The 24,400-nt window shown below is 65.0% G+C and carries 20 protein-coding genes and 1 other RNA gene; 9 read left to right on the top strand and 12 right to left on the bottom strand.

The window, feature by feature from the left end; translation table 11 throughout:
- Window positions 1–4 precede the first annotated feature (4 nt).
- Window positions 5–1,024: a flagellar motor protein MotA gene (locus AC0L3B_RS11990; protein WP_018454614.1), complete on the bottom strand. Its 1,020-nt coding sequence runs from the start codon at window positions 1,022–1,024 to the stop codon at window positions 5–7.
- A gap of 216 nt (window positions 1,025–1,240) precedes the next feature.
- On the opposite strand from AC0L3B_RS11990, the gene AC0L3B_RS11985 reads away from it, so the two are divergent.
- From AC0L3B_RS11985 to AC0L3B_RS11970, 4 genes are all read left to right on the top strand, one after another.
- On the top strand, window positions 1,241–2,260 hold the full coding sequence (locus tag AC0L3B_RS11985) for an SAM-dependent methyltransferase (RefSeq protein WP_204513305.1): 1,020 nt from the start codon (window positions 1,241–1,243) through the stop codon (window positions 2,258–2,260).
- A 231-nt stretch (window positions 2,261–2,491) separates the two neighbouring features.
- A complete protein-coding gene (locus AC0L3B_RS11980; RefSeq protein WP_085351844.1) occupies window positions 2,492–3,685 on the top strand; it encodes an efflux RND transporter periplasmic adaptor subunit in 1,194 nt (397 codons plus the stop codon).
- Between the two features lie 6 nt (window positions 3,686–3,691).
- Window positions 3,692–6,844 carry a multidrug efflux RND transporter permease subunit gene (locus tag AC0L3B_RS11975; RefSeq protein ID WP_473380416.1) on the top strand — a complete coding sequence of 1,051 codons (3,153 nt, stop codon included), beginning with the start codon at window positions 3,692–3,694 and terminating at the stop codon, window positions 6,842–6,844.
- A 262-nt stretch (window positions 6,845–7,106) separates the two neighbouring features.
- On the top strand, window positions 7,107–8,246 hold the full coding sequence (locus tag AC0L3B_RS11970) for an AAA family ATPase (RefSeq protein WP_018454610.1): 1,140 nt from the start codon (window positions 7,107–7,109) through the stop codon (window positions 8,244–8,246).
- Between the two features lie 33 nt (window positions 8,247–8,279).
- Here AC0L3B_RS11970 and AC0L3B_RS11965 read toward each other — a convergent pair whose 3' ends face one another.
- The 9 genes from AC0L3B_RS11965 to AC0L3B_RS11925 all read right to left on the bottom strand — a co-directional run bounded on the left by AC0L3B_RS11965 (window position 8,280) and on the right by AC0L3B_RS11925 (window position 18,185).
- Complete coding sequence (locus AC0L3B_RS11965) at window positions 8,280–9,065, bottom strand: inositol monophosphatase family protein (RefSeq protein WP_018454609.1); 786 nt, start codon at window positions 9,063–9,065, stop codon at window positions 8,280–8,282.
- 85 nt (window positions 9,066–9,150) lie between these two features.
- A complete protein-coding gene (locus tag AC0L3B_RS11960) occupies window positions 9,151–10,245 on the bottom strand; it encodes a tetratricopeptide repeat protein (protein ID WP_018454608.1) in 1,095 nt (364 codons plus the stop codon).
- Between the two features lie 8 nt (window positions 10,246–10,253).
- Window positions 10,254–10,928 (bottom strand): thiamine phosphate synthase, encoded by a 675-nt coding sequence (locus AC0L3B_RS11955; protein ID WP_018454607.1) that lies wholly within the window; start codon window positions 10,926–10,928, stop codon window positions 10,254–10,256.
- A 3-nt stretch (window positions 10,929–10,931) separates the two neighbouring features.
- Window positions 10,932–11,957 (bottom strand): class I fructose-bisphosphate aldolase, encoded by a 1,026-nt coding sequence (locus AC0L3B_RS11950; RefSeq protein WP_204513310.1) that lies wholly within the window; start codon window positions 11,955–11,957, stop codon window positions 10,932–10,934.
- A 263-nt stretch (window positions 11,958–12,220) separates the two neighbouring features.
- Window positions 12,221–13,288 (bottom strand): class II fructose-bisphosphate aldolase, encoded by a 1,068-nt coding sequence (gene fba, locus AC0L3B_RS11945; RefSeq protein WP_085361603.1) that lies wholly within the window; start codon window positions 13,286–13,288, stop codon window positions 12,221–12,223.
- Window positions 13,289–13,355: 67 nt separating this feature from the next.
- Window positions 13,356–14,552, bottom strand: a complete 1,197-nt coding sequence (locus AC0L3B_RS11940; protein WP_085361602.1) for a phosphoglycerate kinase — start codon at window positions 14,550–14,552, stop codon at window positions 13,356–13,358.
- Window positions 14,553–14,700: 148 nt separating this feature from the next.
- Window positions 14,701–15,708, bottom strand: a complete 1,008-nt coding sequence (gap, locus tag AC0L3B_RS11935; RefSeq protein ID WP_085361601.1) for a type I glyceraldehyde-3-phosphate dehydrogenase — start codon at window positions 15,706–15,708, stop codon at window positions 14,701–14,703.
- 147 nt (window positions 15,709–15,855) lie between these two features.
- Window positions 15,856–17,841, bottom strand: a complete 1,986-nt coding sequence (gene tkt, locus AC0L3B_RS11930; protein WP_473380415.1) for a transketolase — start codon at window positions 17,839–17,841, stop codon at window positions 15,856–15,858.
- 185 nt (window positions 17,842–18,026) lie between these two features.
- Window positions 18,027–18,185, bottom strand: a complete 159-nt coding sequence (locus AC0L3B_RS11925; protein ID WP_018454601.1) for a hypothetical protein — start codon at window positions 18,183–18,185, stop codon at window positions 18,027–18,029.
- On the opposite strand from AC0L3B_RS11925, the gene AC0L3B_RS11920 reads away from it, so the two are divergent.
- From AC0L3B_RS11920 to AC0L3B_RS11900, 5 genes are all read left to right on the top strand, one after another.
- The gene (locus tag AC0L3B_RS11920) at window positions 18,154–18,474 is read left to right on the top strand and encodes a DUF4164 domain-containing protein (protein ID WP_026232773.1); all 321 of its coding nucleotides are present in this window, start codon (window positions 18,154–18,156) and stop codon (window positions 18,472–18,474) included. The genes AC0L3B_RS11925 and AC0L3B_RS11920 overlap by 32 nt on opposite strands.
- Complete coding sequence (locus tag AC0L3B_RS11915) at window positions 18,471–18,854, top strand: cell division protein ZapA (RefSeq protein WP_007599950.1); 384 nt, start codon at window positions 18,471–18,473, stop codon at window positions 18,852–18,854. The genes AC0L3B_RS11920 and AC0L3B_RS11915 overlap by 4 nt, the downstream gene beginning before the upstream one ends.
- A gap of 48 nt (window positions 18,855–18,902) precedes the next feature.
- Window positions 18,903–19,062: non-coding RNA, 6S RNA (gene ssrS / locus AC0L3B_RS11910), on the top strand.
- 228 nt (window positions 19,063–19,290) lie between these two features.
- Complete coding sequence (locus AC0L3B_RS11905; protein ID WP_018454600.1) at window positions 19,291–19,887, top strand: 5-formyltetrahydrofolate cyclo-ligase; 597 nt, start codon at window positions 19,291–19,293, stop codon at window positions 19,885–19,887.
- On the top strand, window positions 19,865–20,689 hold the full coding sequence (locus tag AC0L3B_RS11900) for a TIGR00282 family metallophosphoesterase (protein ID WP_018454599.1): 825 nt from the start codon (window positions 19,865–19,867) through the stop codon (window positions 20,687–20,689). Before AC0L3B_RS11905 ends, AC0L3B_RS11900 begins: the two co-directional genes overlap by 23 nt.
- A 190-nt stretch (window positions 20,690–20,879) precedes the next feature.
- Here the strand turns inward: AC0L3B_RS11900 and AC0L3B_RS11895 are convergent, their stop codons facing one another.
- Both AC0L3B_RS11895 and AC0L3B_RS11890 read right to left on the bottom strand, forming a co-directional pair.
- Window positions 20,880–22,223 carry a c-type cytochrome gene (locus AC0L3B_RS11895; protein ID WP_377828339.1) on the bottom strand — a complete coding sequence of 448 codons (1,344 nt, stop codon included), beginning with the start codon at window positions 22,221–22,223 and terminating at the stop codon, window positions 20,880–20,882.
- Window positions 22,220–24,397: a xanthine dehydrogenase family protein molybdopterin-binding subunit gene (locus AC0L3B_RS11890; protein ID WP_473380414.1), complete on the bottom strand. Its 2,178-nt coding sequence runs from the start codon at window positions 24,395–24,397 to the stop codon at window positions 22,220–22,222. Before AC0L3B_RS11890 ends, AC0L3B_RS11895 begins: the two co-directional genes overlap by 4 nt.
- Between the last annotated feature and the right edge of the window lie 3 nt (window positions 24,398–24,400).

The following is a 24,400-nucleotide window of genomic DNA, read 5'->3' as shown; positions in this document are numbered from 1 at the left end:
GTCGCTAACCCTTCTCGGGCTGACGCGCGATGCGCTCCAGCAGGCGCCGGATCTCGCGGTTCTGCTCGCCCTGGCCGTCGGCCCATTCGCGGATCATCTGCTGCTCGGTCCGCATATGCGAGACCAGCGCCTGAATGGCTTCGGCGAGGCTCGCCATCGCCGCGGTGGTGCCGCGGCTGCCGCTGCCTTCCTCGAGCACGGAGCGTAAGCGCTCGACGACGGCCTGAAGCTCGCCGCTGGCAATGCCACCGCCAGTGCCGGCAACAGCCACCTCGCCGCTGCCATATTCGCGCACGGTGGTGGCAAGCCAGTCTTCGAGGTCGGTGTAGAAACGGTTCTGCGCCTGGCTCGATTGCAGGTCGAGGAAGCCCAGGATCAGCGAGCCGGCGAGGCCGAACAGCGAGCTCGAGAACGAGATGCCCATGCCGCCGAGCGGGGCGGCCAGCCCCTCCTTCAGCGTGTCGAACAGGGCGCCGGAATCGCCGCCGACCTTGAGCCCGTCGATCACCTTGCCGACCGAGCCGACCGTTTCGATCAGGCCCCAGAAGGTACCGAGCAGGCCGAGGAAGACCAGAAGCCCGGTCATGTAGCGGGAGATGTCGCGGGCCTCGTCGAGGCGGGTCGCGATCGAATCGAGCAGGTGCCGCATGGTGGTCTGGGTGATCGACATCCGCCCGGTGCGCTCGCCGCCGAGGATCATCGCCATCGGCGCCAGCAGCTTGGGGTGGCGGGCGGGCGCAAGGCCGGGATCGGCGATGCGGAAATTGTTGACCCAGGAGACTTCGGGATACAGCCGGATCACCTGGCGGAAGGCCAGGATGATGCCGATGAACAGCACGCCGCCGATCAGGGCATTGAGGCCGGGATTGGCGAAGAAGGCCTGGATGATCTGCTTATAGAGCACCACGCCCACCAGGGTGCAGAGCACCAGGAAGACCAGCATCCGCACCAGGAAGACGCTGGGCGAGGATAGCTTGGTGTATTCGATGTCGAGGGAGGAGCGGGGCGAGGCGCCTGGCGGCATGGCCGGTATCATCCGTTAACTTGCTTGCGGCGCGCACTATGGCACAGCGCCAGCCCAAAAAAAGCGCCGGATGCGCCGATTTCGGGGAGAGCTGGGGAACCCAAGGCTGAAACCGGCTTTGGTAAGGACGTACTTTGCAAATCGTCGGCATTCCACAGGTTCAAGTCGCACTTTTCCCCTGGCGCCAAAACCCGCCGCCCAAGACGGAGTCGTCGCATGAGCGTCGTGTCCGCGATCATCGGGACTGCCGAACGGGTGCCGTTGCCTGATGTCGTGATCCGCGCGGCGATCCAGCGCCTGTGCTCGCGCACGGTGACGCGCCTGTCCGCGCTGGGCGGGGCGGACGATGCCGCCTTCGCCGGGCGGATGATGCTGCGGCCGATCGCCGAGGACGCGGATGCCGGGCACGACGAGGTGCCCGCTTCGTTCTTTGCGAAGGTGCTCGGCCCCAACCGCAAATACTCCTGCTGCTTCTACAAGACCGACGCGACCACCTTGCGGGAGGCCGAGGAGGAGGCGCTGCGCCAGACGGCCGAGCATGCCGCTCTCGCCGATGGTCAGACCATCCTCGAGCTCGGCTGCGGCTGGGGCTCGCTGTCGCTGTGGATGGCGCGGCAGTTTCCGCACGCCAAGGTGACGGCGGTGTCGAGCTCGCAGGCGCAGCGCGCCCATATCGAGGAAGAGGCGCGGCTGCGCGGTCTTCTTAATCTGCGGGTGGTCTGTGCGGACATCAACGTGTTCGCGCCCGACGGGCAATTCGACCGCATCGTGTCGGTCGAGATGTTCGAGCACGTGATGAACTGGCGCAAGCTGATGACACGCCTGCGATCATGGCTCGCGGCGGAGGGGCGGTTCTTCATGCACATCGTCGCTCATCGCTCCGGCTCTCACCTGTTCGACCGGGCCGATCGCGACGACTGGATCGCGCAGCGCGTCTCCACGGGCGGGCTGATGCCGAGCCATCACCTCGTCAGGCAATTCGACGATATCTTCACGGTCGAGAAGGAATGGTGCTGGAGCGGCACGCACTATCAGCGCACCGCCAACGACTGGCTCGCAAATTTCGACGCGCATCGCGACGCCATCGAGGCGGCCTTACGCAACATCCATGGCGAGGAGACCGCCCAGCGAATGCGACGCTGGCGCTGGTTCTTTCTCGCGACCTCGGGCCTGTTCGGCTATGCCGACGGAACCGAGTGGGGCGTCAGCCACTACCGGATGAAGGCGGCGGGGTAATTGCGGTCTTCTGACGCAGCACGCGGTGATGGAACCGGACTCACAATCGGGTGAGACGCGAAAAACGCCGTGAACTCAGCACCCTAGGCCGTGTGACATTGGGCCGCCCGCAAGGTGCGTTGCGTCGCAGCACGTCCGCTCTATTTTGACCGCATCAGCCGCGTGCCATGGCCCAGAACGGGCCTCGCGCGGAGCGTGATCGGTTTCAACAATATCGGGGCACCCCATTTCATGTCAGGACTTCGCGCGCGATCGGCATGCGTTGCAATGATGCTCGCGGCCTTTACGCCGCTGTTGGCGGGCTGCGACGAATCCAGCTCCGCCATTTCAGCCGCCCAGCCCAACGACCCCGACGTCAGCATCGTCATCGTCAAGCCGCAGCCGCGTGCCGTGGTGCGCGAGCTGCCGGGCCGCATTGCGCCGACGCGCGTCTCCGACGTGCGGCCGCGCGTGTCCGGCATCGTGGTCGAGCGCCTGTTCCGGCAGGGCAGCGAGGTGAAGGCCGGCGATCCACTGTATCGGATCGATCCGCGTCCGTTCGAGGTCGAGGTGATGGCCAACGAGGCTGCGGTCGCCAAGGCCGAGGCCGCGTTGATGCAGTCCCAGCAGCAGGCGCGCCGCATCGCCACGCTCACCAGCCAGCGCGCCGCGCCCGAAGCCGAGAACGAGAAGGCGATCGCGGCCGAGCGCCAGGCCCATGCCGAGGTCGAGGGCCGCAAGGCCGATCTCGCGCGCGCAAAGCTCAATCTCGACTATGCCACCGTACGCGCGCCGATCGACGGCGTCGTCGGTGCCGCCCTGGTCAGCGAGGGCGCGCTCGCGGTTCAGAACGAGACCAATCTGGCCACCATTCAGCAGCTCGATCCGATCTACGCCGACTTCACCCAGTCGGTGAACGAGCTCAACCAGCTCCGCCGCGCCTTCGAGAGCGGTGACCTCGAGCGCATCGCGCCCGACGCCGCCAAGGTGCATCTCGTGCTCGACGACAACACCCTCTACTCGCTCGACGGCAAGTTGCTGTTTTCGGATGCCAAGGTCGACGCCAATACCGGTCAGGTGACCTTGCGTGGTGAGTTCCGCAATCCGAAGCGCGAGCTGCTGCCGGGCATGTATGTCCGCGTCCGCATCGACCAGGGTCTCGATAGCGATGCGATCGCCGTGCCGCAGCAGGCGATTCAGCGCAATGGCGGCGGCGGCAGCGAGGTGTTCGTCGTCAAGGACGACAATCGCATCTCGGTGCAGCCGGTGCGCACCGGTTCGGTGCAGGACGGCATCTGGTTCGTCACCGACGGCCTGAAGGCTGGCGACAAGGTCGTGGTCGAAGGCTTCCAGAAGTTCGCCGCCGGCGACAAGGTCAAGCCGCAATCCTGGTCGGAAGCGGATGCGACCGCCGACAACCGGCACGCCCAGAAGCTGATGCGGTAATAGACCATGGCGAGCTTCTTCATCGACAGGCCGATCTTCGCCTGGGTCGTCGCGCTGTTCATCTGTCTGGTCGGCGCAATTTCGATTCCGCTGTTGCCGATCGCGCAGTACCCGATCATCGCGCCGCCCTCGATCTCGATCTCGACCAGCTATCCCGGTGCCTCGCCCGAGAACCTCTACAACAGCGTCACGCGGCTGATCGAGGAGGAGCTCAACGGCGCCTCCGGCATCCTCAATTTCGAATCGACCAGCGACTCGCTCGGCCAGGTCGAGATCATCGCCAATTTCGTGCCGGGCACCGATACCAGCGCCGCCTCGGTCGAGGTGCAGAACCGCATCAAGCGCGTCGAGGCGCGGCTGCCGCGCGCGGTGATCCAGCAGGGCATTCTGATCGAGGAGGCCTCCAGCGCGGTGCTCCAGATCATCACGCTGAACTCGACCGACGGCAGCCTGGATGAAGTCGGCCTCGGCGACTTCATGATCCGGAACGTGCTCGGCGAGATCCGCCGCATCCCCGGCGTCGGACGCGCCACACTGTATTCGACCGAACGCAGCCTGCGCGTCTGGGTCGATCCGGCAAAGCTGGTCGGCTATGGCCTGACCGCCGACGACGTCAACAAGGCCATTGCCGCGCAGAACGCGCAGGTCGCTTCCGGCAGCATCGGCGCCGAGCCGTCGACCTCGACCCAGCGCACCTCCGCGCTGGTGCTGGTCAAGGGCCAGCTCTCGTCCCCGGATGAATTCGGCACCATCATCCTGCGCGCCAATGCCGACGGCTCGACCGTGCGGCTGCGCGATGTCGCGCGGATCGAGGTCGGCGGCCTCAGCTACCAGTTCAACACCCGTCTCGATGGCAAGCCGACCGCCGGTCTTTCCGTGCTGATGTCGCCGACCGGCAATGCGCTGGCGACCGCGAGCGCCGTCGAAGAGAAGATGAAGGAGCTGTCTCGCTTCTTCCCGGCCAATATCGGCTACGAGATTCCATACAACATCACGCCCGTGGTCGAGGCCTCGATCAAGAAGGTGTTGTCGACGCTGGTCGAAGCCATCGTGCTGGTGTTCGTGGTGATGTTCCTGTTCCTGCAGAACATCCGCTACACCATCATTCCGACCATCGTGGTGCCGGTGGCGCTGCTGGGCGCCTGTACCACGCTGCTGCTCGCCGGCTATTCCATCAACATGCTCTCGATGTTCGGCATGGTGCTCGCCGTCGGCATCCTCGTCGACGATGCCATCGTCGTAGTCGAGAACGTCGAGCGCATCATGGCCGAGGAGGGCCTACCGCCCAAGGAAGCGACCCGGAAAGCGATGTCGCAGATCACCGGCGCCATCATCGGTATCACGCTGGTCTTGATGGCCGTGTTCGTGCCGATGGCGTTCTTCCCGGGCTCGGTCGGCATCATCTACCGCCAGTTCTCCGTGACCATGGTCGCCGCGATCGGCTTCTCGGCCTTCCTCGCGCTGTCGCTGACGCCGGCACTGTGTGCGACGCTGCTCAAGCCCGTCGCGGCCGGTCATGGCCATGCCAAGAAGGGCGTGTTCGGCTGGTTCAACCGCATGCTCGACGGCAGCAAGGAGGGATATTCCCGCACCGTCGGCTTCTCGCTGAAGCGCACCGGCCGCTTGATGCTGGTCTATGTCGCGCTGCTCGCCGGCCTGTCCTGGGCCTTCGTCAATCTGCCCGGCGGCTTCCTGCCCGTCGACGACCAGGGCTTCGTCACCACCGACGTGCAGACGCCGTCGGACTCGTCCTACGGCCGGACCGAGGCGGTGATCGAGAAAGTGGAAAAATACCTGGCGCAGCGTCCGGGCGTCGACAACGTCACCTTCCTCACCGGCTTCAGCTTCTCCGGCCAGGGCATGAACACCGCGCAGGCCTTCATCACCCTGAAGGACTGGTCGGAACGCGGGCCGAAGGATTCTGCGGCCGCGATCGTCGCCGGCATCAACCGCGATTTGTCGTCGTCGATCCGCGACGCAAAAATCTCCGCGCTGCAGCCGCCGCCGATCGACAATCTCGGCAACTCCTCGGGCTTCTCGTTCCGTCTCCAGGACCGCGGCCAGAAGGGTTATCCGGCCTTGATGCGCGCCGCCGATCAGTTGATCGCGGAGGCCAATGCGAGCGCTGTGCTTCAGAAGGTCTATGTCGAAGGCCTGCCCGAGGCCGGCGTGGTCAATCTCGTGATCGACCGCGAAAAGGCGGGCGCCTTCGGCGTCACCTTCGAGGACATCAACAATACGATCTCGACCAATCTCGGCTCGAACTACATCAACGACTTCCCGAACCGCGGCCGCATGCAGCGTGTCGTGGTGCAGGCCGATGCCCGCGACCGCATGCGGACCGAGGACATCCTCAACTACAACGTCAAGAACAGCCGCGGCCAGCTCGTGCCATTCTCGTCCTTTACCACCGTGGAATGGGCGCGCGGACCGACGCAGATCGCCGGCTTCAACTACTATCCGGCGGTGCGCATCTCCGGCGAGGCGAAACCCGGCTTCACTTCAGGCGATGCCATCGCCGAGATGGAACGGCTCGCCGGCAAGCTGCCGCGCGGCTTCGGCTATGAATGGACCGGACAGTCGCTCCAGGAGAAGCTGTCGGGCTCGCAGGCGCCGTTCCTGCTCGGGCTCTCGGTATTCGTGGTGTTCCTGTGCCTGGCCGCGCTCTACGAGAGCTGGACCATTCCGCTCGCGGTGCTGCTCACCGTGCCGCTCGGCATCGTCGGCGCCGTGGTCGCAGCGATGCTGCGCGGCCTGCCCAACGACGTCTATTTCACCGTCGGCCTGATCACCATCATTGGCCTTGCGGCCAAGGACGCGATCTTGATCATCGAGTTCGCCAAGGATCTTCGAAAAGAAGGCAAGCCGCTGGTGGACGCCACCATCGAGGCCTGCCGCCTGCGCTTCCGCCCGATCCTGATGACCGGCCTTGCCTTCATCTGCGGCGTGCTGCCGATGGCCATCGCCCATGGCGCCGGCGGCGCCAGCCAGCAGGCGCTCGGCAGTGTCGTGATGGGCGGCATGATCGCGGTAGTGATCCTGGCGCTGCTGATGGTGCCGGTGTTCTTCGTCTCGGTGCAGCGCGTGCTGGGCGGGGATCGGGAGAAGGCGGCGAAGCAGGGCGAGATGTACGGGCCGCCGGCGCCGGCCAAGCTGTAAGGTGAGGTGTCATGCCCCGCGCAGGCGGGGCATGCCGTACCCCGCGGCCTTTCCGTATCCGAGCGGCGTCTCTGGAATACTGGATCATCCGCCTTCGCGGATGATGACCGTCGGGTTTGCGCTGGTGAGAGTCGGCCATTGAACGCCGGATCGGTCGGCTTGATTTCTCGGAGGCCTCAATCCAGACTGCACCCCTGGATTGAAACATCGTATTCGCACCTTACTGCGAATGCGGAGATAGCCCGCCGATTGAGAGCATGTGATGCGTCCGACCGACATTGCGATCTCGAACTATCGCTCCATTCGGCGGCTCTCCATACCCATCCATCCCCTGTCGGTGTTCGTCGGCGAAAATGGAGTCGGCAAGTCCAATCTCTACAAGTCCTTGTCGCTGTTGCGCGACGCGGCGACCGGTCAGATCACCCGCACGATCGCCGATGAAGGCGGTTTGAATTCGGTCTGCTGGTCCGGCATACGCAAGCGAGGCGAAGACGGGCGGCTGCGGCTGTCGGCGACATTCGACGGCATGAGATATTCCATCGAGCTCGGATTTCCCAGCCCGCTTCAGGCGGCATTTTCCGGCGAGCCGATGATCAAGGCTGAAACGATCGAAACGACGCGCGGCAAACGCACGGTCAAGCTGATGGAGCGGATCAATTCGCTCATCAGCGTCCGCGGCGAGAGTGGCGCCTGGAACGCTCACAAGGATGCGGTGCTGCCGTCAGAGACCGCGCTTGCGGCTTTTTCCGATGGCAAGCAATGCCCGGAAATCGACCTGATCAGAAATGCAATGCTGGGCTGGCGATTCTATCATGACTTTCGCACTGATCCGGCGTCACCGATACGAAAGCCTTGTCTGGCGATCGCAACGCCCTCGCTCAGCGCCGATGGCATCGATCTGGCTGCCACCCTGGCGACCCTCTATGTCATTCGGGAAGACGCCGACGACCTGCAGGACGCGATCCAGGATGCATTCCCGGGTGCCGAACTCCGCGCATGGGAAGAAAATGGCAGGTGTGAATTCGATCTGCAATTGCCGGATATGCCGCGGCCGTTCAGGGCTCATGAACTATCCGACGGGACGCTGAAATACATCTGCCTGCTCGCGGTATTCATGGGCTATCGGCTGCCGCCGTTCATTGCGCTGAACGAACCCGAGACCAGCCTGCATCCGTCGCTGCTTGCGCCGCTGGCCCGGCTCATCGCCAAAGCATCGCGCCGCGCCGACATCTGGATTGTCACCCATTCGGAACAGTTGATGGACGCACTGCGAAGCGAGAGTTCGGTCCCGCTCCGCCGGGTGATCAAGTCGAAAGGCGCCACGGCGATCGAGGGCCTGACCATCGGCGGTGAATATCGCGACGACGAAGCCGACGAGGACGATGAGGACGACGATTCCTAACCGTCGTCGATCGAGCCGTCGTGCTGCTGCGGCCTACTTCCGCAAGATCTTCACCAATTCCCCGTGCACGTATTCATTCCCGCACACGACATTGCCTGTCACCAGCGCGTCGCCCGGCGTATCGATGTCGGTGATCGTTCCGCCCGCCTCGCGCAGCATGATCAGACCCGCCGCGATGTCCCAGGATTGCAAATTGCGCTCCCAGTAGCCGTCGAGGCGGCCGGCGGCGACGAAGGCCAAGTCGAGCGAGGCGGCGCCGAAGCGGCGCAGGCCGGCGACGCGCTCCTGCATCGCGGTCATCTCGCGACGGAATTCCTCGTGGTCGCCGCGGCCGATATGAGGCAGGCCGCAGGCCACCACGCATTCGTTGAGCTGACGGCGGCCGGCCACGCGCAGCCGCTGGTCGTTGAGGAAGGCGCCCTTGCCGCGCTCGGCGATGTAGAGCTCGTCATTGGCGGGATTGTAGATCACGCCGGCGATGATCGTGCCCTCGCGCGAAAGCCCGATCGAGATCGCGAATTGCGGGATGCCGTGCAGGAAGTTGGTGGTGCCGTCGAGCGGATCGACGATCCAGGTGTGGCTCTTGTCGGAGCCCTCGCGCGTTCCGCCTTCCTCGCCGATGAAGCCGTAGCCGGGCCGCGCCTTGGCGAGGTCCTGGTAGAGGATCTCCTCGGCGCGCTTGTCGGCCAGCGAGACGAAATTCGCCGGTCCCTTCAGCGAGACCTGGAGATGCTCGATCTCGCCGAGATCGCGCTTGAGGCTGCGGCCGGCGCGGCGCGCGGCCTTGACCATGACGTTGATAGTTGCGGAATACAGCATGAGCTTCCGGTCTTGATCGGGGGAAATGGCGCGAAATCGCGCCTGTTTGAGGGATGGGGTGCCCTGCGGGGGCCTCAACGTCAAGTCATTTGGCCCCGAGCCATTTCCTGGCGGCGGCCTCGGCCTTGGCCCGGTCCTCGGCCGGCAAATCGGACAATTGCTTGTCCAGCTCCGGATCGCCCTTGCCGGAGGTCTTGGCCACCAGATGCCATTTGAAGCCCTCGACCTTGTCCACGGCCGTGCCCATGCCGTTGATCAGCACCCAGGCCAGCCGGTTCTGCGCGATCGCGCTGCCCTGGCGGGACGCCTTGCGGAGCAGGGCGACGGCCGCCGGCTGGTTCTTCGGCGTGCCTGTGCCGTTGAACAGCGCAATGGCGTATTCGACCTCGGCATCGACATTGTCGGTCAGCGTGGCGACCTGGAGCAGACGCACCGCCCGTTCCAAATCCTTCGGCACGCCAGTGCCTTCCTTGTAGAAGGTCGCGAGCGCGTATTGCGCCTCGGGCAGGCCGGCATCAGCCGCCTGGCGCAGCAGCTCGGCGGAGCGCTTGACGTCCTGCGGCAGGGTCTGGCCGTCGAGATAGAGCAGCGCGAGATTATAGGCCGCCTTGGGTTCGCCGAGCTTGGCGGCGGACGCCATCAGCTTGACCGCCTCATTTTTGTCGACCGGACCGCCGCGGCCGGTCATCCTGAGCATGGCGAGCGCGAACATCGCTTCGCGGTCGCCGGCGTCGGAGGCGCGCTTGTACCATTGCAGCGCCTTGGTGTAGTCGCGTCGGATGCCCATGGCGTTGGAATAGAGCTCACCCAGCATGGTCATCGCTTTGGCATCGCCGGTTTCGGCACGGGCCGTGGCGAGTTCGAAGGCGGTCTTGTACTGGCCGCGCTGATAGGCGCCGTACACCAGATCGACGTTGGGGTTGTCGGTCGGCGGCGCCGGAATCACGGTCGCGGCCGGAGCAGGCTTTGGGGACGCGGAAGGTTTGGGGGAGGCTGAAGGTTTGGGTGCCGGCGGCGCTTCCTTCTTCTTGGTGATGGTGTGCGGCGTGGCCTTCGGCTTGTCTTTGGTTTTCTCGGCCGAAGCGCCCGGCGTTGCCACCGGCGGCGTGATCTGGAGCTGCGCGGCCGCGGGCGCCGTCAGCAGCAGCGTGGCCAGCATGATGATGCGCGGGAGCTTCATGTCGGGCGCTAGCCGTGCTCCTGGTCTGCAAGCGCAGTCGCATGAGCCTTCTTGATCGCAGCGTCGGCCTCGATCAGCGCAGCCTTGGGTCCGCGCGGATCGGCCCAGATGAAGTCGCCCACCAGCACGAAATCGGCGCCGCTGGCGGCGAATTCGTGGGCCTCCTCCAGCGAGATGGCAAAGCCGACGCAGGGCGGTTCGAACAGCTCGGCCCACCAGTCCAGCCGCTCAGCGATCGCTTGCGACGACGGCCGCTGGCCCTTTGCGTCGGGTTCGCCGAACAGCACGTAATCCGCGCCAATCTCGCCCGCATCCATCGAATGGTGCCGCGTCGTCAGCCCGCCAACGCCCGCGATGCGATCGGGCTTCAGCGATGGCAGCGCCTCTTTCAGCGCGGCGATGCCGGGCAGATGCGCGCCGTCGGCGCCGCCGCGTGCGACGAGCTCAGGATGGCCATCGACAAGCAGCGCCGCGCCCGCTTTCTGAGCCGGCGGCGCCAAGGCCTTGATCCGCGAGATCATGGTGCGCTGATCGGTCTGCTTCAGCCGCAGCAGCACGGCCGCGACATCGGCGGCGGCGAGCAGGCCGGGCAGCTCGGCCAGGAGCGAAGCGGGATCGTCGACGACAGGCGTCGCGAGATAAAGGCGCGGCGCCGGGCGCGGCGGAGGAGATTTGTTCGACAAGATCTAGGCCGCTTTCTGTTCCAGGCTGCTTTGCCATTCGCCTTTGCAGGCGAGGCCATTCATGCGCGCGCGGTGACTGAATGCGCTTTGTCCGGCCGCGACGTTTTCGGCCTTGCCCGACCAGGCCTTCTGCGGCGCGGCCTGGAGTGCGCGACCATAGGAGAAGGTCAGGCCCCAGGGCAGCGGGCCGAGCTTGTGCATGGCGTTGAGATGCGCCGTTGCCTCTTCATCCGATTGGCCGCCGGAGAGGAAGGCGATGCCGGGCACCGCCGCGGGCACGCACGCCCTGAGCAGCCGTATCGTCTTCTCCGCCACCTCCTCGACGCAAGCCTGCTTCGCGCACTTCTTGCCGGAGATGGCCATGTTCGGCTTCAGCACCATGCCCTCGAGCGCGACGCGCTGCACGCGCAATTCCTGAAACGTCTTGTTGAGCACACGGCTCGTCACCTCATAGCAGCGATCGATGTCGTGATCGCCGTCCATCAGCACTTCGGGTTCGACGATCGGCACGATCTGCGCGGCCTGGCACAGCGCTGCGTAGCGCGCCAGCGCGTGGGCGTTGACGCTGATCGCAGTCATGGAAGGGATGCCACTGCCGATGTCGATCACCGCGCGCCATTTGGCGAAACGTGCGCCGCGCTCGTGATATTTCTTCAGCCGTTCGGCGAGCTTGTCGAGCCCGACGGTGACGAGCTCGCCCGGACACATCGGCAGGGCTTGGGTGCCTTCGTCGACCTTGATCCCGGGGATGGCGCCGCTGCTCTCGATCAGCTTGACCAGGGGCGTGCCGTCCTTCGCGTTCTGCCAGATCGTCTCGTCATAGAGGATGACGCCGGAGATGTAGCGGCTCATGGCTTCGTTCGAGCGGAACAGCATCTCGCGATAGTCGCGGCGGTTCTCTTCGGTCGATTCCACGCCGATCGCGTCGAAACGCTTCTTGATGGTGCCGGAGGATTCGTCGGCGGCAAGGATGCCCTTGCCGGGCGCGACCAGGGCGGTCGCGATCCTGTTCAGCTCAGTCAGATTCATCGAGATGTCCTCCCAAAACGATTCTGCCCTTGCCGGTGAAAATAGACCGTTCTCGGGCAAATGCCGAGTTAACGTTCGTCGCAGGGTAAGGGGGGAGGGGCCTGTTACCTCGCCCCGTTTGCGGGGAGAGGTCGGATTTTACGCGCCGCGTAAAATCCGGGTGAGGGGGTACAGGTCGATTGATAGGGCACAACGCGCCGAGAGAGCCCCTCACCCCAACCCTCTCCCCGCGAAGGGCGGGGAGAGGGGAAGGATAGAGCAGCTTACGCCACCTTCGGGGCGAGCTCGCCCTTGGCGTAGCGCTTGGCCATCTCGGCCGTGGTCAGCACCTTCTTGATCTTGGAGGCTTGGCCCGCGGTATTGAATTCCTGGAGCCGCTGCTTGCACAGCCTGGTCATCGCTTCCATCGCGGGCTTCAGGTACTTGCGCGGATCGAACTCTTCGGGATTGTCCTTGAGCACTTTCCGGATCTGGCCGGTCATCGCCATGCGGTTGTCGGTGTCGATGTTGATCTTGCGCACGCCGTTCTTGATGCCGCGCTGGATCTCGGCAACAGGCACGCCCCAGGTCGGCTTCATCTTGCCGCCATAGGCGTTGATGATGTCCTGGAGGTCCTGCGGCACCGAGGAGGAGCCGTGCATGACGAGATGCACGTTCGGCAGCTTGCGGTGGATCTCCTCGATCACGTTCATGGCGAGGATGTCGCCGTCGGGTTTGCGGGTGAATTTGTAGGCACCGTGAGACGTCCCCATCGCGATCGCGAGCGCGTCGACCTGGGTCTCCTGGACGAACTTCACGGCTTCATCCGGATTGGTCAGGAGTTGGTCGTGGCTGAGCTTGCCCTCGGCGCCGTGGCCGTCTTCCTTGTCGCCCATGCCGGTCTCGAGCGAGCCGAGCACGCCAAGCTCGCCCTCGACCGAGATGCCGCCGAGATGGGCCATGTCGGTTACGGTCTTGGTGACGCCGACATTGTAGCCCCAGTCACCGGGGGTCTTGCCGTCGGCCTTGAGCGAGCCGTCCATCATCACCGAGGTGAAGCCGGCCTGGATCGCGGTCATGCAGGTGGCCGGCTCGTTGCCGTGGTCGAGATGCACGCAGACCGGGATGTGCGGGTAGATCTCGGTCACCGCGTCCATCATGTGCTTGAGCATGACGTCGTTGGCGTAGGAGCGCGCACCGCGCGAGGCCTGGATGATGACGGGCGCGTCGACCTGGTTGGCCGCGTCCATGATCGCCAGCGCCTGCTCCATGTTGTTGATGTTGAAGGCCGGGACGCCGTAATCGTTCTCCGCCGCATGGTCGAGCAATTGACGCAACGTGATCCGAGCCATCTGTGTTTTTCTCCCGTTTGGGCCTGCAAGGCCACTGCTTGAAGGCGGCTGACGACTTGCCGACCGATTACTTGGTGCGCAGAACTTCGACGCCGGGCAGGGGCTTGCCTTCCATCCATTCAAGAAATGCGCCACCGGCGGTCGAGACATAGGTGAACTGACCGGCCACATGGGCCTGGTTGAGGGCTGCCACGGTGTCGCCGCCGCCCGCAATCGAGACCAGCTTCTTGGCCTTGGTGCGCTCGGCGGCATGCTTGGCGGCGGACATCGTGCCGCGGTCGAACGGCTGCATCTCGAACGCACCAAGCGGTCCGTTCCAGACCAGCGTCGCCGCATCGTCGATGGCGGCATGGACACGTGCGATCGACTGCGGACCGACGTCGAGGATCATGCCGTCGGCCGGGATCGCGTCGAGGCCATAGGCGTGCGACGGCGCGTTGGCCGCGAAATGATAGGCGACGGTAGCGTCGACCGGCAGGATGATGGCGCAGTTGGCGGCTTCGGCCTTTTCCATGATGCGCAACGCGGTCGCGGCGAGATCCTTCTCGGCCAGCGACTTGCCGATGCCGACGCCTTGGGCGTGCAGGAAGGTGTTGGCCATGCCGCCGCCGATCACGAGCGCGTCGACCTTAGTCACGAGGTTTTCGAGCAGGTCGATCTTGGTCGAGACCTTGGCGCCGCCGATGATAGCGATGACAGGCTTGGTCGGTGAGCCCAGCGCCTTCTCCAGCGCGACCAATTCGGCCTGCATGGTGCGGCCGGCATAGGCGGGCAGCTTGTGGCCGAGGCCTTCGGTCGAGGCGTGGGCGCGGTGCGCGGCCGAGAACGCGTCATTGACCCAGATGTCGCCGAGTTTTGCGAGCTCCGCGACAAAGGCCGGATCGTTCTTCTCTTCCTCTTTGTGGAAGCGGGTGTTTTCGAGACAGAGGATGTCACCGTCCTTCAAGCCGGCAACGGCCTTGACCGCGGGCTCGCCGATGCAGTCGTCGGCGAAGGCGACGGTCTTCTTCACGACCTTCGACAGCGCCTCGGCCACGGGCTTGAGCGAGTCCTTGGCATCGCGCCCTTTCGGTCGGCCGAAATGCGCGAGCAGGATGACCTTGCCCCCCTTGTCGGAGATTTCGGTGATGGTCGGCGCGACGCGCTCGAGCCGGGTCGCGTCGCTGACGCGGCCGTTCTCCATGGGCACGTTGAGGTCAACACGCAGCAGCACGCGCTTGCCCTTCACATCGACGTCGTCGAGGGTACGGAATTTGTTCGTCATCGGAGGCCCTTGTCCCGGGCGCACTGCGGCGCGTAGTGCCGCCGTGCAGAACCGGGACCCAAATTGCGGCGAGTCCCGCGGTTAGATGGGTCCCGGATCTGCGAAGCAGCGTTTCACGCTGCATCGCGTCCGGGCCACGAGAGTGGAGTTAGATCACCTTCGACATCGCGACGGCGGTGTCCGCCATGCGATTCGAGAAGCCCCACTCATTATCGTACCAGGACATCACGCGCACCAGCGTGCCGTTCTGCACCTTGGTCTGGTCCATGTGGAACGTCGAGGAGTGCGGGTCGTGGTTGAAGTCGATCGAGACGTTCGGCGCGGTGGTGTAGCCGAGGATGCCCTTGAGCTGCTGCTCGGAGGCACGCTTCATCGCCTCGTTGATTTCCTTCGGATCGGTGGCGCGCTTGGCGACGATCTTGAGATCGACGACCGAGACGTTCGGGGTCGGCACGCGGATCGCGACGCCATCGAGCTTGCCCTTCAGTTCCGGCAGCACGAGGCCGATCGCCTTGGCGGCGCCGGTCGAGGTCGGGATCATCGACATCGCAGCCGCGCGGCCGCGATAGAGATCCTTGTGCATGGTGTCGAGAGTCGGCTGGTCGCCGGTATAGGCGTGGATCGTGGTCATGAAGCCGGTCTCGATGCCGACGAGGTCGTTCAGCACCTTAGCGATCGGCGCAAGACAGTTGGTGGTGCAGGAGCCGTTGGAGACGACCAGATGTTCCCGGGTCAGCGTGTCGTGGTTGACGCCGTAGACGATGGTGGCGTCGGCGCCGTCGGCGGGCGCAGAAACGAGAACGCGCTTGGCGCCGGCAGTCAGATGCGCGGAGGCCTTGTCCTTCGAGGTGAAGATGCCGGTGCATTCCATCGCGATGTCGATGCCGAGATCTTTCCAGGGCAGCTTCGAGGGATCGCGCTCGGCGGTCACCTTGATCTTGTTGCCGCCGAGGCTGATCGTGTCGCCATCGACGGTCACGGTGCCGGGGAAGCGGCCATGGACGCTGTCGAAGCGAAGCAGATGGGCGTTGGTCTCGACCGGGCCGAGGTCGTTGATGCCGACGACCTCGATGTCCTTGCGGCCGGACTCGGCGATGGCCCGCAGGATGTTGCGGCCGATACGGCCAAAACCGTTGATTCCGACGCGGACTACCATGTTTCGTCTCCTTCAATGACCGTTGTCATCCCGCACAACGCGCTAGCGCGCCTGCGAGGGTTTTTTTAGGGCGGACGCCCGGTTCGGCCGGGCGGGGCTTGATCATATGGGACGTTAGGTAGTCCTTTTTTTCGGCAATCTCAACTCTCAGGAAACGCGTTTCAGAACGGCGTTAACCGCGGCCTCGGCGGTAATGCCAAAGTGCTGGAATACCTTGCTGAGAGGGGCGCTGGCGCCGAAGGAGTGCATGCCGATAAACTCGCCATCCTGGCCGATCACGGCGTCCCAGCCCCAGCGCACGGCGGCCTCGATTGCGACCTTGATGGGGGCATTGCCGATGATCTCGTCGCGGCGCTCCTTTGGTTGCGCTAGCAGGAGCTCGAGCGAGGGAACCGAAACCACCCGGGTCGGAATGCCGCGCTCGGCGAGCTGCTTCTGGGCGGCCACGGCCATCTCCACTTCGGAGCCCGAGGCGAACAGCGTCGCCTTGGCTTCGCCCTGGGCGGCCACCAGCTCGTAGGCACCGAACCGGCAGGGGCTCTCGTTCGGTGCGGTGGTGCGCAGTTGCGGCAGGTTCTGACGGGTCAGCGCCAAGACTGTCGGGCCGTCGATGCGGTTGAGCGCGAGCTCCCAGCACTCGGCAACCTCGATGGAATCGCACGGACGGAACACGCGCATGTTGGGAATGGCGCGAAGTGCTGAGAGATGCTCGACCGGCTGGTGGGTCGGGCCGTCTTCGCCGAGGCCGATGGAATCGTGGGTCATGACATAAACGACCCCGGTCCCCATCAATGCGGCGAGCCGCATCGCGGGCCGCGCATAATCGGTGAACACCAGGAAGGTCGCGCCGTTCGGCGCAAAACCACCGTGCAGGAAGATGCCGTTCATCGCCGCGCACATGCCGTGCTCGCGGATGCCGTAATGGATGAAGCGGCCCTTCGGCGTCTTGGCCGAGAACGCGGTTGCGGACTTCGCCTTGTTGTTGTTGGAGCCGGTGAGGTCGGCCGAGCCCGCCAGAAATTCCATCGGCATCGCGCCGGCAATCACTTCGATCACGGCTTCGGAGGATTTGCGGGTCGCCGCATTCATCGGCTTTTCCAGCAGCTCCTTCTTGTAGGCGCGCACCGCCTTCGCGAGCGCGGCCGGGCGCTCGTGGCGCAGGCGACGCTCGAACTCGGCGCGCTTGCGGCTGCCGAGTTCACCGAGCCTTGCTTCCCATTCCTGTCGTGCCGCCGCGCCGCGGCTGCCGGCCGCGCGCCAGGCCTTGAGCACGTCGTCGGGCACCGAGAACGGCTCCAGCGAAATGCCGAGATTTTCCTTGGCGGCCTTGAGCTCGTCGGCGCCGAGCGCTTCGCCGTGCACCTTGTTGGTGCCGGCCTTATGCGGGGCGCCGAAGCCGATGGTGGTGCGGCAGGCGATCAGCGTCGGCTTGTTTGATTTCTGCGCGCGCGTGATCGCGGCGGCGATTGCGGCCTGGTCGTGGCCGTCGATCTTTTCGGCGGCCCAGCCCGCCGACTTGAACCGCTTCACCTGGTCGACGGAGTCGGAAAGCGAGGTCGGACCGTCGATCGAAATGCCGTTGTCGTCATAGAGCACGATCAGCTTGTTGAGCTTCCAGTGCCCGGCCAACGCGATCGCTTCCTGCGACACGCCTTCCATCAAATCGCCGTCGGAAGCGATCACATAGGTATGGTGATCGACAATCTTCTTGCCGAACTCGGCGGCGAGCATCTTCTCGGCGAGCGCCATGCCGACGGCGGTGGAAATGCCCTGGCCGAGCGGACCGGTGGTGGTCTCGATGCCCTTGGTGTGGCCGTGCTCGGGATGTCCGGGTGTCAGCGATCCCAACTGGCGAAAGTTCTTGAGCTGGTCGATCGTCATCTCGGGGCTGCCGATCAGATACAGCAGCGAATAGATCAGCATCGAGCCGTGCCCGGCCGAAAGCACGAAGCGGTCGCGGTCCGGCCAGTCCAGCGCGGCGACGTCGAATTTCAGGAATTGGGTGAACAGTACGGTCGCCATGTCCGCGGCGCCCATCGGCAGGCCCGGATGACCCGATTTCGCCTTCTCGACGCCGTCCATGGCAAGGCCGCGGATCGCATTGGCCATACGGTTGTGATCGACCTGCGTCATGTCTGAAAATCCGTCTGAAATGAGGCGCTTGTGGCTGGATTTGGCCGCGCCGGAAGGAGCCTTTCGGCCGCTGGGGTCGCGGCTGGGATAGCATCTCGGTTCCGACAGGCCAAGGCAATCAAACGCCGGTTTGGCCGCAAAAGTTGCTTAGCAGTGCATAGGTTTCGCGGCGGCGTTGCGATTCCCTAGCTTGCCACGTAAATTTCTGCTTCTAACCGCTTGCCGAACCGAGTCTTTTGCCGGACGGCAAGCCCCAGGAAAAGCCCAAAGGAAAACTCCAAGGGCAAGGCCACAGGTTCCGCCGCTGACTGCATGAACGATCGCGTATCCAACAGCTCTGCCATGACCGAGTCCTCGGCCGTCGAGATCGAGATCGCGACCCGCAGGCTCATGGCGGCGCTCGACTCGCTCGAAAGCGCGGTGGAGCGGCGGCGCGATGCCGATCGCGACGAGAACGAGCTCGCGGCGCGGATTCAGGCGCTCGGCGCGGACCGCTCGCGGCTTGCCGACGAGCTCGACGGCGCGCTGGTGAAGGCACGCAAGCTCGAGCGCTCCAGCCGCGAGATCTCCGATCGGCTGGATTCCGCGATCGTCACGATACGTTCGGTGCTCGATACCGGAGAGGACGGATGAGCCACATCAACGTCACCATCAACGGCCGGCAATACCGCATGGCCTGCGAGGAAGGCCAGGAGGTGCGGCTGCTCAAGCTGGCTGAAAGCCTGGAGACGCGGATTCAGTCGCTGCGCGGAAAGTTCGGCGAGATCGGTGATGCCAGGCTCACCGTGATGGCGGCGCTGACCGTCTGCGACGAACTGGTCGATGCCGGCAACCGCATCCGGACCATGGAGCAGGAGCTGACCGAACTGCGGGATTTCCGCAACGCCGCCGTCGAGCGCGCCCGGTTGACCCAGACCGCGGTCGTGAACGCACTGAACTCTGCCGCCGAGCGCATCGAGAAGTCGACCCAGGTCCTGAACCGCACCGTCGGCAACGGGATCGCCATCGGCTGACCCTTCACCGGGCTGGCGATTTGTCAGCATCGTTGTTACATTGCCCAAGCGGGGCTGCGACGCGCGTCAGGAGCCATTATCCCCGGGGCCTTATCGATCCTTTAGGGAACTGTCCCTGGCCGGGCCCGTGGGCTCGGACATATGGTGCCCACCTACTTTCGTAGGGAACTCCGGGATCGAGTGCTTCAACGGCGTTCGCGGCTTCGCACTTTTGTTTTTCTTCCTTCTGGTTCGTGCCTGTCGAAATTGCGTCCCCGACACGCTCGCGGTTTGATTTCGGTGTCATGCCCCGCGCAGGCGGGGCATCCAGTACGCCGCGCTGTCGAGGTTTTTGCATTGGCGTCTCTGGAATACTGGATCACCCGCCCCAGTGCGCAAGGGCGCACAAGGCGGGTGATGACGGCGGAGCAAGGCTCAGCCTTCGGAGCAAGCGCGCATGACCAACACCAAAGCCGAACTCCGTGCCAAAGCCCTCGCGGCGCGCGATGCGCTGAGCGAAAAGAAACGCATCGCCGCCGCCGCCAAGCTCGCCAAGCGCGGGCTGCCGTTCCAGCTTCTGCCTGGCAGCATCGTATCGGGCTATTCGCCGATCCGCAGCGAGATCGATCCGATGCCGCTGCTGAAGAAGCTCGCCGAGCAGGGCGCCAGGCTTGCGCTGCCTTGCGTCACTGCGCGGGGCCAGGCGCTGATCTTCCGCATCTTCCATCCGAACGATCGCCTGATGCTCGGCCCGCTCGGCATTCCCGAGCCGTCGCCTGGGGCCGCTGAAGTCATTCCCGACATCATGCTGACGCCGCTCGCTGCCTTCGATCGTCTCGGCCATCGCATCGGCTATGGCGCGGGGCACTACGACCACACCTTCGCGCATCTGCGAAAAACCAAGACCATCGTCGGCATCGGGCTCGCTTTTGCAGCGCAGGAGATCAAGGCGGTTCCGGCACTAGCCCACGACGTGGCGCTGGATTATGTGCTAACGGAATCGGACGTATTCGATTTCCGGAGTTCTGAAGTTGCGCATTCTCTTCGTGGGTGATGTCGTCGGCCGTGCCGGGCGCAATGCCATCGCCGAATATCTGCCTGGCATGGTCAAGGACTGGTCGCTCGATTTCGTCGTCGTCAACGGCGAGAATTCCGCCGGCGGCTTCGGCATCACGGAAGCGATCTATCAGGAGTTTCTCGACGCCGGCGCCGACGCGGTGACGCTCGGCAATCACTCCTGGGATCAGCGCGAAGCCCTGGTGTTCATCGAGCGCGCGGAGCGCCTGGTGCGGCCGGCGAACTATCCGCGCGGGACGCCCGGCCGTGGCGCCGCGTTGGTCGAGACCAAGAACGGCAAGCACGCGCTCGTCGTCAACGCTTTGGGCCGCGTCTTCATGACCCCGTTCGACGATCCCTTCGCGGCCCTCGAGCGCGAGCTCGGCGCCTGCCCGCTGGGCATTGCCGCGGACGCCATCGTCGTCGACTTCCATTGCGAGGCGACCAGCGAGAAGCAGGGCATCGGCTTCTTCTGCGACGGCCGCGCCAGCCTCGTCGTCGGCACCCACACCCATGTGCCGACCGCCGACCACCAGATCCTGTCGGGCGGCACCGCCTACATGACCGATGCCGGCATGACCGGCGACTACGATTCCATCATCGGCATGCAGAAGGAGGAGCCGTTGCGCAGGTTCACCTCCGGGATCCCCTCAGGCCGCTTCGAGCCGGCAGCGGGCGCTGCGACGCTCAGCGGCGTTGCGGTCGAGACGGATGACGCGACGGGGCTTGCGCTCCGTATTGGGCCGGTGCGCGCCGGCGGCAGGCTGGAGCCGACGACGCCGAAATTCTGGCTGAGCTGAATTGCAGCGGCAGATCCCGCTGCACCTTCTCCCCTTGTGGGAGAAGGTGGCGCGAAGCGCCGGATGAGGGGTCGCTTCCGCGAATTCAAATGCGAGTTGGACGCGTGGAGACAACCCCTTACCCGGCTTCGCTTCGCGAAGCCACCCTCTCCTGCAAGGGGAGAGGGTGCAGCGTCAGTCGGCGCGAGAATTACTCCGCCGTCTGCTCCCGCAACTCCGCAACATCCTTCGCCGTCAGCTTCGAGCCCTTCGCGCCGAACCGCGCTGTCACGTAGTTCGCCACCGCCGCGATCTCGTCGTCGCTATAGGCGTTGCCGAACGCCGGCATCGACAGCGCGCCGTCCGGCGTGTCGCGCTTGGTGCCTGACAGCACGATTTGCGCGACGTTGGTGGCGGCGGGGTCGTTGACGGCCCAGGTGCCGGTCAGCGTCGCCATCGGCGAGACCGGGCTTTCGCCGCTCCAGCCATGGCAACTGGCGCAGGCGCTGGCGAACACCATTTTGCCGCGCGCATCCGCCGTGACGCCGTCCTTGTGCGAGGCGGGTGCGACGGGCGCGGTGATTGCGGGCAGGTCGGGCGAGGTCTGCGGCGGCACGCTGCGCAAATAGGCGACGACGCTGCTTATGTCCTCAGGCGCGAACTGGCTAAAGCTGTGGTCGACCGCTTCACCCATCGGACCCGAGGCCGAGCCGTGGCCCGGCGCATGGCCGAGCGACAGATAGGAGACCAGGTCCTCGTCACGCCAGCTGCCGAGGCCGGTGGCCTTGTCCGAGGAGATGTTGAAGGCGCGCCACCCCGCCGTGATCGCGCCTGCGAATTTCTTGCGGTTGTCCAGCGCAAAACCGAGATTGCGCGGCGTGTGGCATTCGCCGCAATGCGCCAGCGCCTCCACGAGATAGGCGCCGCGATTCCACTGCGGGCTCTTCGACGTATCGGGCGCAAAGCGCGTGTCCGGATTGAACACGGCCGACCAGAACATCATCGCCCAGCGCTGGTTGAACGGGAACGACAGCGTGTTCTCCGGCGGCTTCGCGCGCACCGCAGGCAGGCTGAACAGATAGGCCTTCACCGCCAGCACGTCGTCGTCGGTCATGTAGGTATAGGACGTGTACGGCATCGCCGGATAGAGCCGGGCGCCGTCGTGGCGCTTGCCGCGCTGGACCGCGTTGAGGAAATCCTGGTCGCTGTAATTGCCGATGCCGGTGTCCTTGTCCGGCGTGATGTTGGTGGAATAGAGCGTGCCGAACGGCAGCTTGAAGCCGAGCCCGCCGGAATAGTCCGTCCCGCCGGGCTTGGTGTGGCAGACCATGCAGTCGGCCGCCTTGGCGAGGTATTCGCCGCGTTCGACCAGGCTCGCCTTCTCGAGCTTGGCCGGCACGCCGGCCGGCTTGCCCGCGCGGTAATCCGCCAGCGCCACCTTGGTGCCGCCGGCAAAGTCGAGCGGGCGGGGGCCGCGGATGAACCAGACGCCGAGTCCCGCCAGCACGATGGCGATCACGACGATGCCAGTGAAGATACGCATCTTGCCGCTCATGCCTTTTTCCCCGCAGCCAGCAGTTTCCGATCGATCGGCAGGCGCCGCAGCGCGACGCCGGTTGCCGCGTAAATGGCGTTGCGCAGCGCCGGCGGGCCGGCATTGACACCGGCCTCACCGATGCCGCCGGGCGCTTCGCCGCTCTTGACGACGAAGACCTCGATCTTCGGTGTCTCATTGATGCGCATCATGCGGTAGTCGTGGAAGTTCGACTGCTGCACGCGGCCCTTCTCGATGGTGATCTCGCCATAGAGCGCGGCGGTGAGGCCGAACACCAGGCCTCCCTCGATCTGCGCCTTCACCGTGTCGGGGTTGACCGCGATACCGGTGTCGACCACCGAGACGATGCGGCGGAGCGCGATCTCGCCGATATCGTCGATCTCCGCTTCCACCACGGTGGCGAGGAAGCTTGCAAACGACGGTTGGACGCAGACGCCGCGGCCGACGCGCGGTGGCAGCGGTTGGCCCCAGCCGGATTTCTCGGCGGCAAGATTGAGCACCGCGAGCATGCGCGGATTCTTCGTCAGCATCGAGCGGCGGAATTCGACCGGATCCTTGCCGGCCTTGCGCGCGAGTTCGTCCATCGCGCATTCGACCGCGAACACGTTGTTGTTCGGACCGACGCCGCGCCAGAAACCGGTGGGCACCGCCGGCGGTTCGGCGCGGACATATTCGACATGGAAGTTGGTGAAGTCGTAGGGTGCATCCACGGCGGCATCGACCGCGTCGATGTCGATACCCTTCTGGAACGCCGGCGGCAGCCAGCGCGCCAGCACGGCGGAACCGGCGACCTTGTACTTCCAGGCCGCGACCTTGCCGTCGACCAGCGACGCCGTGACCTGGTCGCGATAGACCGGACGGTAGACGTCGTGCTGGATGTCCTCCTCACGGGTCCATATCACCTTGACGGGATAGTCGACCTGCTTTGCGATCTTCACGGCGGCCACCACCATATCCGGCTCGAGCTTGCGGCCGAAGCCGCCACCGAGCAGATGCTGGTTGACAATCACCTTGTCGACCGGGAGGCCCGCAGCCTTCGCCGCCTCCGACTGCACGCGCGTCATGATCTGCGTGCCGGTCCAGATCTCGCAGGCATCCGGCCTGACGTGAACGGTGGCGTTGATCGGCTCCATCGAGGCATGCGCAAGGAACGGCAGTTCGAAGCTTGCCTCGAACCTGTCGCCGCTGGCGAGCCCCTTGGCGATGTCGCCGACCGATTTCGCGACCACGCCGTCCTTCTCGCTGGCGGCGCGCAGATGCTGCCAGACGTCCTTCGTGCTGAGCTTCGCGTTCGGTCCCTCGTTCCACTCGATCTTGAGCGCATCGAGGCCCTTCTTTGCGGCCCACGTGTGATCGCCGATCACCGCGACCGCATCCTCGAGCACCACGACCTTGCGTACGCCCGCAATTTTGACCGCCGCGCTGTCGTCGACCTTGCCGACCTTGCCGCCAAAGACCGGGCAATTGGCGATCGCGGCGATCTTCATGCCGGGCAGGATCGCGTCGATGCCGTAGACGACCTTGCCATTGACCTTGTCCGGCGTGTCGAGCCGCTTCAGCGGCTGGCCGATGATGACGAAGTCCTTGGGGTCCTTCACCCGGACGTCCTTCGGCGGCGTTTGGCCCTGTGCGGCCAGTGCCAGTTCGCCATAGCCGAGCTTGCGGCCGCTTGCGGCATGCACGACCTCGCCTTTCGATGTCGTGCAGCTTGCCGGCTCGACCTGCCATTGCGCCGCTGCGGCCTGCACCAGCATCGCCTTCGCGCTGGCGCCGGCGGCGCGCAACGGATTCCACCAGGCGCGGATCGAGGTCGAACCACCCGTGGCCTGCAGGCCGAACGCCGGATTGGCGTAGAGCTTGTCGTTGGGCGGCGCGTGCAGCACCGCAACCTTTGCCCAATCCGCGTCGAGCTCTTCGGCCAGGATCATCGCAATCGAGGTATAGACCCCCTGGCCCATCTCGACTTGCGGCATCAGGAGCACGGTGCGGCCGGTGTCTTCGACCCGGATGAAGGCGTTCGGCGCGAATTTGCCGTCGGTCGTGTCCTTCGGCTGCTCCGGCTCGTTGACGGCGGCGCGGAGCGGCAGATGGAAGGCGAGCAGGAAGCCGGTGGCGAGACCGCCGGTCAGAACCGCACGGCGGGAGACGTCAGGAAGAGTCTTGTCGGTGATCATGGC

The sequence above is a fragment of the Bradyrhizobium sp. Kon56 genome, assembly GCF_055807635.1.
The sequence above is the reverse complement of the archived record's forward strand: the minus strand, read 5'-3'. Positions and strand labels throughout refer to the sequence as shown.